The 17,195-nt window shown below is 55.9% G+C and carries 12 protein-coding genes; 4 read left to right on the top strand and 8 right to left on the bottom strand.

Annotated features, from left to right (window positions below):
- The first annotated feature begins 2 nt into the window (after nt 1-2).
- Both MUU53_RS10705 and dnaE read left to right on the top strand, forming a co-directional pair.
- On the top strand, nt 3-686 hold the full coding sequence (locus MUU53_RS10705) for an ABC transporter ATP-binding protein (protein ID WP_062552613.1): 684 nt from the start codon (nt 3-5) through the stop codon (nt 684-686).
- Between the two features lie 422 nt (nt 687-1,108).
- The gene (gene dnaE / locus MUU53_RS10700; protein ID WP_247260895.1) at nt 1,109-4,606 is read left to right on the top strand and encodes a DNA polymerase III subunit alpha; all 3,498 of its coding nucleotides are present in this window, start codon (nt 1,109-1,111) and stop codon (nt 4,604-4,606) included.
- A 191-nt stretch (nt 4,607-4,797) separates the two neighbouring features.
- Here the strand turns inward: dnaE and MUU53_RS10695 are convergent, their stop codons facing one another.
- The 3 genes from MUU53_RS10695 to MUU53_RS10685 all read right to left on the bottom strand — a co-directional run bounded on the left by MUU53_RS10695 (nt 4,798) and on the right by MUU53_RS10685 (nt 7,095).
- On the bottom strand, nt 4,798-6,021 hold the full coding sequence (locus MUU53_RS10695; RefSeq protein WP_247260894.1) for a L,D-transpeptidase family protein: 1,224 nt from the start codon (nt 6,019-6,021) through the stop codon (nt 4,798-4,800).
- A 133-nt stretch (nt 6,022-6,154) separates the two neighbouring features.
- Nucleotides 6,155-6,799 carry a hypothetical protein gene (locus tag MUU53_RS10690; protein WP_247260893.1) on the bottom strand — a complete coding sequence of 215 codons (645 nt, stop codon included), beginning with the start codon at nt 6,797-6,799 and terminating at the stop codon, nt 6,155-6,157.
- Complete coding sequence (locus MUU53_RS10685) at nt 6,796-7,095, bottom strand: DUF3572 domain-containing protein (RefSeq protein ID WP_247260892.1); 300 nt, start codon at nt 7,093-7,095, stop codon at nt 6,796-6,798. The genes MUU53_RS10690 and MUU53_RS10685 overlap by 4 nt, the downstream gene beginning before the upstream one ends.
- A gap of 127 nt (nt 7,096-7,222) precedes the next feature.
- Here MUU53_RS10685 and MUU53_RS10680 point away from each other — a divergent pair, with 127 nt between their 5' ends.
- The gene (locus MUU53_RS10680) at nt 7,223-7,594 is read left to right on the top strand and encodes a response regulator (protein WP_062552608.1); all 372 of its coding nucleotides are present in this window, start codon (nt 7,223-7,225) and stop codon (nt 7,592-7,594) included.
- A gap of 15 nt (nt 7,595-7,609) precedes the next feature.
- Nucleotides 7,610-8,974, top strand: a complete 1,365-nt coding sequence (locus MUU53_RS10675; protein WP_247260891.1) for a PleD family two-component system response regulator — start codon at nt 7,610-7,612, stop codon at nt 8,972-8,974.
- Between the two features lie 800 nt (nt 8,975-9,774).
- Here MUU53_RS10675 and rpmG read toward each other — a convergent pair.
- The 5 genes from rpmG to topA form a co-directional block, all read right to left on the bottom strand.
- Complete coding sequence (gene rpmG / locus MUU53_RS10670) at nt 9,775-9,942, bottom strand: 50S ribosomal protein L33 (protein ID WP_062552606.1); 168 nt, start codon at nt 9,940-9,942, stop codon at nt 9,775-9,777.
- A gap of 94 nt (nt 9,943-10,036) precedes the next feature.
- The gene (locus MUU53_RS10665; protein ID WP_247260890.1) at nt 10,037-11,248 is read right to left on the bottom strand and encodes an MFS transporter; all 1,212 of its coding nucleotides are present in this window, start codon (nt 11,246-11,248) and stop codon (nt 10,037-10,039) included.
- A gap of 246 nt (nt 11,249-11,494) precedes the next feature.
- Nucleotides 11,495-11,959, bottom strand: coding sequence for a DUF983 domain-containing protein (locus tag MUU53_RS10660; protein WP_247260889.1), 465 nt, complete (start codon nt 11,957-11,959; stop codon nt 11,495-11,497).
- A gap of 59 nt (nt 11,960-12,018) precedes the next feature.
- Entirely contained in the window at nt 12,019-14,298 is a 2,280-nt protein-coding gene (gene rnr / locus MUU53_RS10655) for a ribonuclease R (RefSeq protein ID WP_247260941.1), read from the bottom strand.
- A 74-nt stretch (nt 14,299-14,372) separates the two neighbouring features.
- Nucleotides 14,373-17,024, bottom strand: a complete 2,652-nt coding sequence (gene topA, locus MUU53_RS10650; RefSeq protein ID WP_247260888.1) for a type I DNA topoisomerase — start codon at nt 17,022-17,024, stop codon at nt 14,373-14,375.
- Nucleotides 17,025-17,195 lie beyond the last annotated feature (171 nt).

Raw genomic sequence — 17,195 nt, 5'->3', positions numbered from 1 at the left:
ACATGGCGCGAAAGACCGTTCTCAAGCTTGCCGCGGTGGACCGTCAATACGGTCAGGGCGAGCAAGTTCTCTCGATCCTCAAAAATGCAGATTTCGAATTGCGTGCTGGAGAGATCGTGGCACTTGTCGCACCGTCTGGAACCGGTAAGTCGACATTGCTGCATCTGGCAGGCCTTCTCGAACATCCGGATGGAGGCGAGATATACATCAACGGGGAAGCGTGTGGCGGATTGCCGGACGACAGGCGCACGGCCATTCGCCGCGGCGACATAGGATTCGTCTATCAGTTTCATCATCTTCTTCCGGAATTCTCAGCGCTTGAAAACATCATGATGCCGCAGTTGATTTCTGGGCTTTCCCGGAAGGAAGCCAAGGAAAGGGCCGCGCAGTTGCTGGACTATATGCGAATCGGCCACCGCGCCGATCATCGGCCCGCAGAGTTGTCCGGAGGTGAGCAGCAGCGTGTGGCGATTGCGCGCGCTGTTGCCAATGCACCATTGATCCTGCTTGCAGATGAGCCGACCGGAAACCTTGATCCGGAAACGGCTTCCTATGTCTTCGATGCCTTGGAAGCGCTCGTGCGTCAGTCCGGTCTTGCTGCCTTGATCGCAACGCACAATCACGAACTTGCAGGCAGGATGGATCGGCGCGTCACCATTGAAGGCGGTAAGATTCGCGAGTTTTGATCGGTTTCCAGGTGCTCACCTGATTTTTGCCGTTACCCAACCTGCCTGCCACGTTAGACGGAATAGTCGGACGCTCCCTCCGCATGTGGCTACCTCCGGGTCATGATCGGGCGGGCAGCCCATCGCGCTCCTCATAATTTATTCATTAAAAGCGTTCTGCGAATGTTCTTCTTATTGACGAAGGAACAAAAAAAGAACAAATTAAAAACATAACGGAAAGGGAGAGCGTGATGACTGACTTGCTCCGGGATGTTGCTGCATTTGCTTCTATGATGACCTTTCTCGCCAGCCTCTGCGTCATTGTCTTGTCCATGTAAAGATCGAACGCCGTTTTCCGGTTGATTGGTCATCCCATTGCTGGACTTTGGCGACCGTTCCGTCGACAATTGGGAGGAGACTCTTTGAGGCAGAACGGCAGGTAAATGGCAGATCAGGTTCACGAAACGGCGACAGCAGAAACGGCGGTATCACCAGGTTTTGTTCATCTGCGTGTGCATTCGGCTTACTCTCTGCTGGAGGGGGCCCTGCCGCTCAAGAAAATTCTGGCCAAAGCGAGCGCGGACAATCAGCCCGCGATCGCGATCACCGACACGAACAACCTTTTTGTGGCGCTCGAGTTTGCCGAGAAGGCTACTGGTGACGGAATCCAACCTATCATCGGCTGCCAGATGTCCATCGATATGGAAGATCAGGGCGACGAAAAGCGGGTTGGTAACGGAGGCTTCGTCAAGCTTCCATCAATCGTACTGCTGGCGGCCAATGCTGTTGGCTATGAGCGGCTGGTCGACCTCGTCAGCCGCGCCTATCTTGGTGGTGAAGGGGGGCATGCCGTTCACATCCGGATGTCATGGCTCGAAGAGGGCGGCGCGGACGGTATCATTGCGCTGACCGGTTTCAGTTCCGGACCCATAGACCCACTGCTGAAGGAAGGGCACGTTTCCCAGGCTGAACAACGATTGCTCCGGTTGAAGTCAGTGTTCGGCGACAGGCTCTATGTCGAGTTGCAGCGACATACGGGATATAGCAGGCTGCATGAGCGAAAGCTGGTGGACCTTGCTTACGCCCATGATCTTCCGCTGGTCGCGACCAACGAGGCGTTCTTCCCGTCCAAGGCCGAGTACGATGCACACGATGCGCTAATGGCGGTCGCCCATAACGCCATTGTCTCCGATGACACGCGCTTCCGCCTGACGCCGGACCACTGCCTGAAGAGCCGTGCTGAAATGCAGGCCTTGTTTGCGGATCTTCCCGAAGCGCTTAAAAATACGATCGAGATTGCCCGTCGCTGCTCTTTCGTTCTGAAAACGAGAAAGCCCATCCTTCCTCGCTTTACCGGCGGTGCCAGTGATGCGGAGGAGGCGGAGCGCGCAGAGGCGGCAGAACTGCGTCGCCAGTCCGTGGAGGGACTAGAAGGACGCATTGCGGCGCTCGGAATGGCTGCCGGTTATACGGAACGGGATTATCGCGAACGCCTCGATTTTGAACTGTCGGTTATCGAGAGGATGAAGTTCCCAGGGTATTTCCTGATCGTTTCTGACTTCATCAAATGGGCAAAGCAACATGACATCCCGGTCGGCCCGGGCCGAGGCTCGGGTGCAGGTTCGCTGGTTGCCTATGCGCTGACCATCACGGACGTGGACCCACTCCGGTTTTCGCTGCTTTTCGAGCGCTTCCTCAATCCGGAGCGCGTTTCAATGCCCGACTTCGATATCGATTTCTGTCAGGATCGACGCGAAGAGGTCATTCGCTACGTCCAGCAGAAGTATGGCCGCGAGCAGGTGGCGCAGATCATCACGTTCGGTTCGCTTCAAGCGCGCGCCGCACTGCGCGATGTCGGGCGTGTTCTCGAGATGCCGTACGGTCAGGTCGACAAGATCTGCAAGCTGGTGCCCAACAATCCAGCCAATCCGACGCCGCTTTCCAAGGCCATTGAGGAAGAGCCGCGCCTGAGGGAAGAGGCTGAGAAGGAGCCGGTCGTTGGTCGGCTGCTGGATATCGCGCAGAAGATCGAAGGCCTCTATCGCCATGCGTCGACGCATGCCGCGGGTATCGTGATCGGCGACAGGCCGCTTTCGAAACTCGTGCCGATGTATCGCGATCCACGTTCGGACATGCCGGTCACCCAGTTCAACATGAAATGGGTGGAGCAGGCCGGACTCGTAAAGTTCGACTTCCTTGGCTTGAAGACACTGACCGTCCTGAAGACTGCCGTGGATTTCGTCGCCAAACGCAACATCCATGTCGATCTGGCCACAATTCCGCTCGATGACAAGAAGACTTACGACATGCTGTCGCGCGGCGAAACCATCGGCGTGTTCCAGGTGGAAAGTGTCGGCATGCGCAAGGCACTGCTGGGTATGCGACCGGACTGTATCGAAGATATCATTGCTCTGGTGGCGCTTTACCGACCGGGACCGATGGAAAACATTCCGGTCTACAATGCGCGTAAACATGGCGAAGAAGAAATCGAATCCATCCACCCCAAGATCGACTTCCTGCTGAAGGAAACGCAAGGCGTTATCGTCTACCAGGAGCAGGTCATGCAGATCGCTCAGGTTCTGTCCGGTTACTCGCTTGGAGAGGCCGATCTTCTACGCCGCGCGATGGGCAAGAAGATCAAGGAGGAAATGGACAAGCAGCGCGAACGCTTTGTTCAGGGCGCCATCAAGAACGAGGTTTCCAAACCGCAGGCAGATCTTATTTTCGATCTTCTGGCCAAGTTCGCGAACTACGGCTTCAACAAGTCGCACGCTGCCGCCTATGCCATCGTCTCCTATCAAACGGCATATATGAAGGCTCATTATCCGGTCGAGTTTCTCGCCGCATCCATGACCTACGATATGGCCAATACGGAGAAGCTGAATGATTTCCGACAGGATGCTCAGCGCCTCGGTATCAAGGTTGTTCCGCCGTCCATTCAGACCTCGTTCCGCATGTTCGAGACGGGTGACAATTGCATCTTTTACTCGCTGGCTGCGATCAAGGGTGTCGGCGAGGCCGCTGTTGAACACATCGTCGCGGTACGTGGTGAGAAGCCGTTCAGCAGCCTGGAAGATTTCTGCCTGCGCATCGATCCCAAGCAGGTCAATCGACGCGTTCTCGAAAGCCTGATCTTCGCTGGGGCGTTTGATTGTTTCGGCAAGGATCGTGCAGAGCTTGTCGGCGGTTTGGACCGGATCATTGGCTATGCGCAGCGGGCGGCGGAAGGCAAAACCAGCGGACAACATGATATGTTCGGCGCTTCCTCTGCCGCAGGGCCGGAGAAGCTCATTCTACCCGCGTTTGACCCTTGGACAGCGTCTGAAAAGCTGCTGCGCGAATATCAGGTGCTAGGATTTTATCTATCTGCACATCCGCTGGATACCTACGCGCAGGTGCTGGCAAAAATGCGCGTTCAAAATTTCGCGGAGTTCTCCGCTGCTGTGAAAGCCGGGGCAGGGGCTGGCAGGCTTGCAGGCACGGTCACCGCGCGGCAGGAACGCAAGACACGTACTGGCAACAAGATGGGGATCGTCACCTTTTCCGATGCAACTGGTCAGTTCGAAGCTGTGCTGTTTTCCGAAGCCTTGAACCAGTATCGCGATCTGCTGGAGCCGGGAAAATCGCTGGTCATTACGGTGCAGGCGGATGAGCGACCGGAAGGGATCGGGCTGCGCATCCAGACGGTTCAGTCGCTGGAGGAGATGTCGATCCAGATGCAGAAGGCGCTTCGCGTCTACGTCAAGGACTCAAGTCCACTGAGATCGATCGTGAAGCACCTGAATGCGAGAGGAGACGGGCTTGTTTCCTTTGTGGTCGTCAAGGACGATGGCAAGCGGGAAATCGAGGTCGAACTGACGGAGAAATATCGCATCTCCCCGGAAATTGCCGCGGCACTTAAAACTGCACCGGGTGTCTTGGACGTCGAACTCGTCGTTTAAAGCATGTCGCGCAAAAGTGTGTAGCGGTTTTGCGATAACGACATGCGATAATGCAAAGATCTAAAGCGTCAGGAGCGAATCTGAAAGATCGCGACACGCTTTAGCCCATGCGTCGAGAAACGCTGACACAGATCCTTCTGTGAAAGCGCCGCTGGAGAAGCAGCTACATTGTCAGTGGCTCAGAGACGGCGTCAGCGCGTCAGTGTAATGAAGTCGGTTCCCTGGGGTGCGGTCTCGGTGCTAACACCGTTGTCTGTAATGGTGATTGATGTGCCCTCGGTGAGCATATCATTGATCTGGGTACGGATCTGCGTTGGTATCTCGATACGATCCAGAACGCTCTGGCCCGTTGCTTCAAGCACGGAGCCTTCCGGGGCAATGCCCAGCCTTTTGCGCGCGCCGTCGCTGAGCTCGTTTCGGAGGCCGATCGCCTGCCAGACGGCTTGACCGTTCTTCGGATCGATATCGGCTACGGTATAGAGGTATGTTCCAAGCTCGCGCTCCGGGTGCCGTATGGCAACCGGTGTCGAGAGCACTTCTTTGAAGCCTTGGCGGATGTAGAGCTGGCCTTGCGGAGCGGGTTCGCGACCAGCCACTGCATATAGGACTGCCAGCATCTCTTTCGATATCAGCGTGCCTTTTGAGGGCAGGTTCTTCCACCGTTTGAAGCCAGCTATTGCACTGCGCGTCATTTCGCCTGCAAAGCCATCCGGTACCCCTGCGTCAAAGCCGAGGTCGGTGAGCATCGCCTGAACATCTGCAACGAGTTCGCGGTCGCCTCGACGCGTAATCAATATTCGAAGCGGTTGGGACTCCTCCGGAGTCCGGACCAGACGTTCTGGTTTGGGTATTAGCAGCGACCGGTCAGGATTGTTCATTGCCAGTTCGACGGGGCCGGTTGTCTTACTGGAAGGACGCAAAGGCACATCTGAAAGGATCTGCACGTCGGTTGTCGGCTGGAATAGAAACGAGTGCTTTACCACGATTGGTGCCACATCTTCATCGGCGATGATGACATGCGCCCCACGCTCGGTCATGGAGAAGAGGGTTTTGGCGAAGCCGGAAGGCAGCCGCACACAGCCATGCGATGCCGGGTAGTTCGGCACCTTGCCTTCATGGAGGGCGATACCTGACCATGTCAGGCGCTGCATCCAGGGCATAGGCGCATTGGAGTAGATATTGGACTCGTGGTATTTTCGTTTCTCCAGGATCGAGAAAATACCTGTTGGCGTATCGTGGCCGGGCTTACCTGTAGAAACCTTCGAGGTCGCGATTATCTTGCCATCATCATATACGGTCAGGCTCTGCTTTGCCCTGGACACAATGATCTTAATCGTTCGTCCATCCTCTGCCGCGAAGCTGAAACCCGCAAGGCTCGGAAGAATGGCGAGCGCGAGCGCCGCGCGTCCAACCATGACATACCTCATACGCAATATCAAAAAGATACATTACGCCACGGAGCTTAATGAAGGTTTGAGTATATGCGAGCAGATGCCAGATTCTGGCGCCGTCATGTTTCCTATCAAGCAGGATATCAGAGACCTGGCCTCAACGCTGAGCGAAGTGAGCCAGAAGGAAGCGCTCGACATCCGACCAGTTCTGCGCAGAAAGCACCGTGGGGGCTGGTTTAGGCGCGTGGTTATGCATCTCTGATTGCGGCATGAGATGAACCAGCAGACACTCGGGAACCGCGGTGGCAACGGAATGATGATTGTGAGCCATGTCATCGATGAACGCGACAGGTAGATCTCGGGTGCCGTGTATCTGGCGAAGAACAGGGCCTTTTGGGCTCTCCGTTGCGAGCAGAGGGTAGGTGAGATCGATGCTATCCAGCAGGCGCCTGCGCATATGCGTATAGCGCGGCGGCATGGCTGTGAGAAAGACAACGTCGGCCTCCGCGGCTAGCCGCTTCAAGGTCTTTACCGCATCGCCAAAGGGCCGTTGCCAAGCTTCCTGCGCGGCGAAGAAATCCTGGATCAACTGCGTAACATCATCGTCAGCGATAGGACGATCGTCCAGCGTGGAGAGAATATTGCCATGCAGACGGTAGGAGCGGGGAACGAGACGATGACCCAGGCTGCCGATGAAGCCTTCGAAAGGAGACAAGAATTCGAGCACAACATCATCGACATCGCAAACGACAAGCGGACGGTCGCTGAGACGCAGATGGTCGATGTCAACGATTTCGCTCATTCGTAGTGCCCCGATTCAAGTTCTGGTCCGGAGTAATGTCGCCAAGCGGCAACGACATCCTCTGGCTTCCATTCCGAGACCTTGCAGAATTCGAGGAGCGTGGGTTCATGCGATATGACGAAGTCGAGGAGGCCTGCCAGGAAGCCGGGATCGTTCAGTGCACTGCGCAATTGCATAGGCTGGACGCCGGAAAGCGCCAGAAAGCGACCCAGCATGTCCGGCTCATTGGCCAGCCATTGCAAAACTGCGGCTGCTGTTTCGTCTGGCTTCGGGCTGTTTACAAATTCTGAACGCATCAACGATCCAGTTACCTTTTCTTCAACCAAATCCGCTTACTGTTCCGGAAGCCGGAGCATGGAATCGAGCGTTTGGAGCCTTATATCTCAATATAGGCGCGATCGCTCGAAATGAAGGATAGAAAGTATGCCCAAGCGGGTGATGATTGTTGAAGACAATGAGCTGAACATGAAGCTCTTCCGCGATCTGATCGAGGCTTCCGGGTATACGACGATCCAGACCCGCAATGGGATGGAGGCGCTGGATCTCGCGAGAAAGCACCGTCCCGATCTGATCCTCATGGATATCCAACTCCCGGAAGTCTCGGGCCTTGAAGTCACCAAATGGCTGAAGGAAGACGACGAGCTTCACGTCATTCCAGTCGTTGCGGTTACTGCCTTCGCGATGAAGGGAGATGAGGAGCGCATCCGTCAGGGTGGATGCGAAGCTTACGTCTCCAAGCCTATTTCGGTGCCTAAGTTTCTCGAAACGATAAAGACCTATCTTGGGGACGCCTGAGGCGGGGAGGCGGACATGACTGCGCGTATTCTCGTAGTGGATGACATTCCGGCGAATGTGAAGCTGCTGGAAGCACGGCTGCTTGCCGAATACTTCGACGTGTTGACAGCCGAGAACGGTTTCAAGGCGCTAGAAATCGTCGCAAACACCAATGTGGACGTTATCCTACTCGACATTATGATGCCGGGCATGGACGGTTTTGAAGTATGTGAGCGGCTGAAGGCTAATCCCAAGACCATGCATATTCCAGTAGTCATAGTGACGGCACTCGACCAGCCAGCAGATCGTGTGCGTGGCCTGAAGGCCGGTGCCGATGATTTTCTCACCAAGCCTGTGAACGATCTGCAACTCGTTGCGCGCGTCAAGAGTCTCGTGCGTCTCAAGACGCTCAGCGACGAACTTCGCATCCGCGCCGATACCGCCAGAACGATTGGCTTCGAGGATCTGACCCGCTTCGATGGCTTCGATATTAGCGGTCAGGTTCTACTCGTGGACGGCCGCGGAAGCTCCCAGGAGCGCATAGTCAGGGCGTTGAAGCCGGTTGCTGAAGTCACTGCAATGTCGGACCCACAGGCCGCGATCTTCGAGGCAGCCGAGTCTCCGATCGATCTCGTGATCATCAATGACAATATCGAGGAATACGATCCCCTCAGACTATGCTCGCAACTTCGCCTCCTGGAACGAACCCGCTTCCTGCCACTCTTGCTCATCACAGAAAGCGGGCGTGAGGAACTTATTGTAAGGGCTTTGGATCTCGGAGTGAATGATTACCTGACGCGCCCGCTTGACCCTAACGAACTGGTCGCACGGACACTGACGCAAATCAGACGCAAGCGATACAACGATAAACTGCGCTCTAGCGTTCGACAGACAATAGAGCTTGCGGTGACAGACGGGCTGACGGGTCTCCATAATCGACGCTATCTCGATAATCATTTGAAGACACTTTTTAATCGCGCCGCCGCTAGGTCACGGCCTCTCTCGGTCTGTATTACTGACATTGATCGGTTTAAGAGTGTTAACGATACCTATGGGCACGACATTGGTGATGAGATCCTGCGGGAATTCGCCCGGCGCATTCGCTCCACGGTGCGCGGGGCAGATCTTGCCTGTCGTTACGGAGGCGAAGAGTTCGTAGTCGTGATGCCGGATACCGACGCGAATTCAGCTGCTTCAATCGCGGAACGGCTGCGTGGAATCATTGAGGCGGCTCCGTTTGCTCTTCCCTCCGGTGGTGCGTTGAATATCACTGCGTCCTTAGGGATCGCGAGCTTCACGGCAGGTATCGACACGCCTGAGCAGTTGCTTAAAAACGCAGATAGAGCATTGTACGAGGCAAAGAACAGCGGACGAAATCGGGTCGTTGCGGCGGCAGCATAGCGACTGGAGCGTTTTGTCAGACGGCTCGTATGGCTCCCTCGGGCGACAGCAACGATTATAATTGGAGCGACTGTCAGAAGGCGGCTACCTTTTGACAAACAGAAGACGGATTACAGTCATACTTTGCCTTGCACCTTAAGGTTGAAGTTCATTGCTCTCAGTTATGGCTCGTCTAAATCGAAGAGAGATTCGGCCCTATAGTTTCAGCGCTTGAGCAGTTCGGACAAAACGACAGAATATCAGTATTGTGCGTCTCTCTATAAGTTTTTCCTTTATTAACTCCCCATCTAAGCTTGGTTATCTCTTGGGTAAGTAGTTCGATTTTGAATTTCGATCTTGCTGTTTTAACCATGTCACGCATCAATTGACGCGCTAGTTAAGAATGGGTTGATTTCGTCCCGGTTTTACGCGACTTTGTTGTCAATGGAATAAGTTCCTGAAGGAACATAAAGATACCCCATGATGCTCAGGTCCGCCGCATCTCCTGGGTCGTGGGGTCGGTCGATCGGCGTGCATTTTGCGGTTCCTCGTGCCGCTTTGCATGCCGATCGGCCCCCTAATTAAGATGAGCCGTTCACCGTGATGTAGGCGACGTCGCTACTTCGGCATCCTCAGAATACTCAGTATTAACTGAAATCTTGCAGGTAGACTGCTTCTTTCTTTCCCGCGAATAACAATTGACAAGAGAGTCCCAAATACATCGCAAGAGCGGAGGAGCGGTTGCAGGCGGTTGTCGACGCTTGCACAAAAAAGCGCGACACCGAGGTGCCGCGCTTCATTAAAGTGGAATCCAGATCAGATTACTTGATCTTGGTTTCCTTGAACTCGACATGCTTGCGAGCGATCGGGTCGTACTTCGTCTTCGTCATTTTGTCCGTGAACGTACGGCTGTTCTTCGTCGTCACGTAGAAGAAACCTGTATCGGCCGTCGACAGCAGCTTGATCTTGATGGTCGTAGCTTTCGCCATGGTCTTCCTGCCTCTAATAAAAAATCAAGCCGCGGACGCCTTCATATGGTCCACGGCGAAATCTGGCGCGAAACTACAAATCGCGCCCAGAAAGTCAAGTCCGTTGACGGCTGAAAATCGTCCGAACGATGAATATCACCACATAAAGGGCAAAGAAACCGGCGAGTGCCCACGCAAAGCCATTATTACCGACCAGATCGATCGTAACTCCAACAGCTTGGGGTCCGGCGACCGTCCCAACCGCATAGCTGAAAACGAAGGCAGCATTGGCCGCCGCGAGATCGGATCCCGTGAGTCGTGATCCAAGATGCGCAAGCCCGACGGTATAGAGGCCGGATACGCATCCACCCCAGACCAGCAGTAGGCCCGCCATCAGCCACCAATGATGGATCAAATAGGGAAGTGCCAATGCTCCCAGAAGGCCCGCCAGAGCCATCAGGAAGAGCATCGGTCTTCGGTCCTTCAGCCGGTCTGAAATCATACCGAACGGGATCTGGAAGACCATGTTGCCAATTCCCATGATCGTCAGGAGCATAGCGGCGCTTGCTTCCGGCAGGCCTACGCGGTTTGCATAGACAGGAAAGAGCGAGAGCCCTCCGACTTCGACGGCACCAAAAACAAAGACCGCTGCAGTTGCCATTGGCACAAGAAACACATAACGCAGGAAATGCTGCTGTGGCTTCTCGTCTAGAACCGGGCTTTCGCCGCGCGCGATGTAAATCGGTATGAAGGCCAGCATAATGGCGATTGCGCCGACTGCGAATGGAAGTATTCCCTCACTTCCAATCTTCGAGAAGATCAAAGGCCCGATTGCAAAACCAACTGCGAGCACCGTTGCATATATGCCGAGCACGAACCCTCGCTTACGCGGTGGTGCGGCAGCATTGATCCAGAATTCCGAGAGAATGAACAGCGTAGTGGTGGCGCCGTGGAAGCCCACACGCAATGGGAACCACATCCAGAATTCGGTCGCATAATAGAAGCCAAGGGCACTGACCGCTGCCAGAACGACCGCCCAGAGCATCGTTTTTGCCACGCCATAATCATGTGCCAGCTTTGTTGTAATCGGAGCGGCCGCCATTGCGGCGATTCCTGCCATAGCGGAATTCAATCCGATCAGCGTCGACGAAATTCCGCGCTTTTCGAGGATGATGCTGAGCAGGGGTAGACCAAGACCGATTGCGATGCCGACCGCGCTTATTGCCGACACGGCGGCAAAGAGCGAAGGCCAATGGATCTCTTCCGGGTGAAAGCTGTCACTGTTCCCCTGGTTAGGATGGTGGTTGTCCTTCGAATATGAATCCATTTGCCCGTCGCTTAGGTTCTACGCGCAAATTCGGCGCGGCCGAAGTCGATATAATCTGCAATCGACACGTGGTGAAGCGGTACCGGCAAAAACTTCAACGAAGAAGGCTTCCGTTCTGAGTGATCATGTTGCCTCATAACGTGCTTGCATGACTGCTGGATGTCAGGTGACCGCGAGTTTTGTCGATGTCTTGATTGTTGATGATTGGGGCATCAGGATGTTCACGCTCTGGCAACGTATTATCGGTTAATCGATTGGGCCGCCTCGACCGGGATCGATACTCTCATCTTCTTTCCCGAAACCGTGCATTTTCAGCGCCCACTGCAGGCCAATCACGCCTCCTTTGATTGGTTGCATCATCAGCAACGCCATCAGGATGGTGATTGGCGTCCAGATCGCAAGATGCGTCCAGACGGACAATTGCCAGACCATATCTGTCATCATGAAGCCACCGACGGTCACGTGACCCACGATGAAAATGACGAGGTAAGGGGGCAGGTCATCGGCCCGCTGGTGGTGCAGATCTTCACCACAGGCAGAGCATTGCTCCACCGGTTTCAGAAACGCTTTGAACAGACGACCAGTACCGCATCTAGGGCAGGTACAACGCAGTCCACGCATGATGGATTGACCGAGTTGCCGCTCAGGCTCCTGTGCGCCTCCAAACCGAACCGGCTTTACAGGAGTTGATAATGCTTTCTGCTCGGCCATTGCCTTCTCCAATATAGGAATAACGGACCCCAGACCAGCCTGCACGCCAACGACGCTCATCAACGGCGGCGCGGTGGTCTGGTCCCTGGTCGTTTTGGTGCTGAACGACCGCGCCGTCCCGATTTGTGGAACGAGCGCATTGCGACGCCCATCTTCTGGCCTTCGCTCAGCATTTCGAAGCGCAGTGCGCCCGCAAGAGGTATCGCCTCTGCCAGACGCACGTCGACAGAATCGCCCAACTGGTAGCCAAGGCCATGCCGTTCGCCGATGAGTGCCTGCCTGGCTTCATCATAGACAAAATAATCAGACCCCAGCGTGGATACCGGCACGAAGCCATCCGCACCATAGGTCGGCAGCGTGACAAATAGTCCCGCTTTCGTCACGCCAGAGACGCGGCCTTCGAACTCTTGGCCGACCCGCTCCGCTAGATGATGGGCAATCAGACGGTTAATCGTTTCGCGCTCGGCCGCCATGGCGCGTCGTTCGAATGTGGAAATCTCTGCGGCAATGTCGTCGAGCTGCGTTTCTTCCTCAGGCGAAAGTCCGCCTTCGCCAAGGCCCAAAGCGCGCACGAGGGCACGGTGAACAATAAGGTCTGCATAGCGGCGGATAGGCGAGGTGAAGTGCGCATACTTCATCAGGTTCAGGCCAAAGTGGCCAAGATTGTCGGGGCTGTAGACGGCCTGGCTCTGGCTGCGCAGAACCATTTCGTTGACCATCACCTGATGCGGCGTGTCTTCAGCCTTCGCGAGAATACCATTGAAGGAGTTTGCTCGCACCTGTCCGCCTTTCGCCATCGGGATACCGAGCATAGCCAGGAACTCCCGCAGGATCTCCTGCTTAGCAAGCGACGGCGCATCGTGCACACGATAGATCAGCGGCTGACGCTGCTTCTCCAGTGTTTCCGCGGCAGCAACGTTGGCTTGGATCATCATCTCTTCGATGAGTTTGTGCGCGTCCAGACGCTCGGGGATAACAACCTTGTCGACGGTGCCATCCGGCTTCAGCAGGATCTTGCGTTCCGGCATATCCAGTTCCAGCGGCTGGCGACGGTCGCGACCACGCTTCATGATCGCATAGGCATGCCAGAGCGGCTTCAGGATGGGATCCAGAAGCGGCTTGGACTTGTCGTCCGGTTTGCCGTCGATGGCCGCCTGCGCCTGTTGATAGGAGAGCTTGGCGGCACTCTTCATCATGATGCGATGGAAGGTGTGGCCCGCCTTCTTGCCGTCCTTGGAGAAGACCATGCGGACTGCGAGCGCCGGTCGATCTTCGCCCTCGCGCAGCGAACAGAGGTTATTTGAAATCCGCTCCGGCAACATCGGCACGACGCGATCCGGGAAGTAGACCGAATTACCCCGCTGCAGCGCTTCACGGTCGAGTGGTGATCCCGTCTTGACATAATAGGATACGTCTGCGATTGCAACCGTCACGATGATGCCATCCGGATTATCCGGCGATGGGTCAGGTTCGGCATAGACGGCGTCGTCATGGTCCTTGGCATCGGCCGGATCGATGGTGACCAGCGGCACATGCCGCCAGTCCTCCCGTTTCGTCATGCTGGCGTGCTTTGCGTCTTCCGCCTCATCCAGAACCTGCTTCGGAAAGATGTGCGGAATGCCATGCGAATAGATCGCAATCATCGAGATTGCCTTCTCGGACGCCACGGAGCCGACCACTGACAGAACCTTCGCGCGGGTCAGACCGAAGCGATTCCCACGCAGGACGTCAGCCTCAATCAGATCACCATCCTTTGCATCTCCAAGATCACTGGCGGAAATCTGCATTTCCTCGCCGCGGCGATCAATCGGCATCAATCGCGCACCACCCTCCGGCATCATACGGATGACGCCGAGAGAGGCATTGCGGTGCTTGTCGACGATCTTGACCACGCGCGCCGTATAGGCGGGACCGGATCGATCCTTATTCGGGAAGATCTTCGCAAGCACGCGGTCGCCAAGTCCGGCAGCGGGCGTCTTGCTCTTGCTGCGGTTATCGGAGGACTGCCGGATCAAAACCGCAGGCGCAACACCACCATCATCCGGCCATTCGGCAGGCCGGGCAATCAGTTCGCCGTCCTTGCTGCGGGTCGTGATGTCCAGCACTGTCCTGGGCGGCAGGCCACCCGGCCGCATCAGCGCCTTGCGGCTCTTCTGAAGAAGGCCTTCGTCCTCGAGGTCACGCAGCACATCCTTGAGCTCGACACGGGTATCACCCTTGAGACCGAAGGCCTTGGCAATTTCCCGCTTCGAGGCGCGGTCCGGGTTATCGGAAATGAATTGGAGCAGAATATCGCGGGGCGGAACAACGCCGTGGACGATCACATTGGGATCGCCCAGAGCGGCCTTTTCCGCGCGAAGGGCGGCTTTGCGGCCAACCGGAACGGGTTTTTTGTCTTCGCGCGGTTTCTTGCTCACGTGTCCGTCTTCTTTGCTTTCGTGGCCGCCTTCGGCTTGGCGGCAGACTTTGCCTTGGTAGCCGTCTTTTTTGGCTTGGCGTCAGCGGCCTCCGCTTTGGTCGCTTTCGTAGACTTGATCTTCGCAGCCGGTGCCTTGCCAGCCCTTTCGGTCAAGAGCGCAAGCGCCTCTTCAACCGTCACACTTTGTGGGTCCTTGCCCTTTGGCAGGGTGGCATTCACCTTGCCCCAGTTGACATAAGGACCATAGCGTCCCTCGCGAACCGTCATGGCTCCGCCGCTCGGATGATCGCCCAATTCCTTGAGGGCGGCTACTGCAGTCCGCCCGCGCCCGGCGCCCTTGCTCTGCTTCTCGGCCAGGACTGTCACAGCGCGGTTCAAGCCAATGCTGAACACATCCTCGATGCTTTCAAGGTTGGCATAGGTGCCATCATGCAGCAGGAAGGGCCCGTACCGACCAAGGCCGGCAGAAATCATCTTGCTGGTTTCCGGGTGTTGGCCCACATCCCGAGGAAGATTGATAAGGGCCAGAGCCTTCTCGTGATCGATGTCTTCGGGCTTCCACCCGCGTGGCAGCGAAGACCGCTTCGCGTCTTTGCCGTCTCCGCGCTGAATGTAAGGTCCGAAACGACCGGATCGTAGGGTCAGTTCCTCGCCGGTCATCGGATCTCGGCCCAGCGCCTTCGGCTCGTTCAAGGAGGCGGCCTCAGCTTCGGCGCCATCCGAGGACAGTTGGCGGGTATAGTTGCACTCGGGATAGTTTGAGCATCCGACGAAGGCACCGTATTTCCCAAGCTTCAGAGACAGGTTGCCCGTACCACAGACCTGGCAGATACGCGGATCGCTGCCGTCTTCCCGCTTGGGGAAAACGAGCGGGGCGAGAGCTTCGTTCAGCGCGTCCAGAACATTGGTAACGCGAAGTTCCTTCGTATCTTCAATCTGGGCGAAAAAGGCGTCCCAGAACTCCCGGAGAACCTGCTTCCAGTTCAATTCGCCAGCTGAAATCTTGTCGAGCTTCTCTTCCAGATCGGCTGTGAAATCGTATTCCACATACTTCGTGAAGAAGTTCTCGAGGAAGGCAGTAACCAGCCGACCCTTGGAATGAGGGATCAGCTTGCGCTTTTCGATGACAATATATTCGCGGTCGCTGAGCGTCTTCAAGGTCGCGGCGTAAGTCGAAGGGCGCCCGATGCCCAACTCTTCCATCTTCTTGATCAAAGAAGCTTCCGAGTAGCGCGGCGGCGGCTCCGTAAAGTGCTGGCTTGAATTGACCTTCGATTTGTGCAGCCTTTCACGCGCATTGATTTCGGGGAGACGGCCATCTTCGTCGTCATCACCCGCGTCACTATCGTCGCGATGATCAATATAGGCAGCTAGAAATCCATCAAAGCGGACAACGGAGCCGACAGCCCGTAAGCCCGCGCGATCGGAGCCGTTTGCGGCGGTAATTTCAACAGTCGTCCGTTCCATTTCAGCAGACGCCATCTGGCTGGCGATACCGCGCTTCCATACGAGTTCGTAAAGGCGAAGCTGGTCTCCATCCAGGAACTTGCGGACCTTCTCCGGCGAACGATTGAAGTCGGTGGGACGAATGGCTTCGTGCGCTTCCTGCGCATTCTTTGCCTTCGTGGAATAGAATCGCGCCTTTTCGGGCAGATAGCGCTCACCGAATTGATCGCCGATCGCACGGCGGGCAGCATCGATCGCCTCCGGCGCCATCTGAACTCCATCGGTACGCATATATGTGATCAGACCGACTGTTTCGCCGCCAATGTCCACGCCTTCGTAGAGCTTCTGTGCAACCTGCATGGTGCGCGATGCCGAGAAACCCAGGTTCGAGGAGGCAGCCTGCTGCAGGGTAGAGGTCGTGAAGGGAGGGCCGGGGTTGCGCTTGACCGGCTTTGCCTCGACCGATTCGACCGAATATGCAGCGCCTTCCAGAAGCGCCTTCAGACGGCCGGCATGCTCGCCGTTCTTGACGCCCTTGCTCTGGACCCGCTTCCCATCGGCGGACACAAGCTTGGCTTCGAATTCATCGCCCCGCGGCGTCTTCAGAAGCGCGGAGATGTTCCAGTATTCTTCTGGAACGAAACGCTCGATTTCATTTTCCCGATCGCAAACAAGGCGTAATGCAACGGATTGCACACGGCCAGCAGAGCGAGCGCCCGGAAGCTTGCGCCAAAGAACCGGGGAAAGGTTGAAACCCACAAGATAATCCAGTGCGCGACGGGCCAGATACGCATCCACCAGCGATATGTCGATATCGCGCGGGTTCGCCATCGCATCTAAGACGGCTTTTTTTGTGATGGCGTTAAACACCACACGCTTGACCGGCTTATCGCCAATGACCTTCTTTTTCTTGAGAAGATCGAGAACGTGCCAGGAAATAGCCTCACCTTCTCGATCCGGGTCGGTCGCGAGAAACAGTCCGTCGGATCCCTTAACTGCGTCGGCGATGTCTTTCATCCGCTTCGCGGATGCGCTGTCGACTTCCCACGACATCTCGAAATCCTGATCAGGCAGGACGGATCCATCTTTCGCAGGCAAGTCACGGACGTGGCCAAAGGAAGCGAGAACCTTGAAGCCTGATCCAAGATATTTGTTGATTGTCTTGGCCTTGGCAGGGGATTCTACAACGACGACATTCATAACTTTTTTCTCTGAGAGGTGCGACAAAGCGAAAAATGGCGCTTCGGCTTGAATCTGACCACCCGACATGGAGGGCGTTTTGTCTGCGGTCAAGAGGGAGGATGCATTTTTGCCTCTCGCCTCTATGCAACCATAAGAAGATAATTACTATATTGCAATCCTAGATGAGAA

Source organism: Affinirhizobium lemnae (genome assembly GCF_022968395.1).
GTDB lineage: Bacteria > Pseudomonadota > Alphaproteobacteria > Rhizobiales > Rhizobiaceae > Neorhizobium > Neorhizobium lemnae.
Note: the sequence above shows the minus strand (reverse complement) of the source record. Positions and strands in the feature narration are given on the sequence as shown.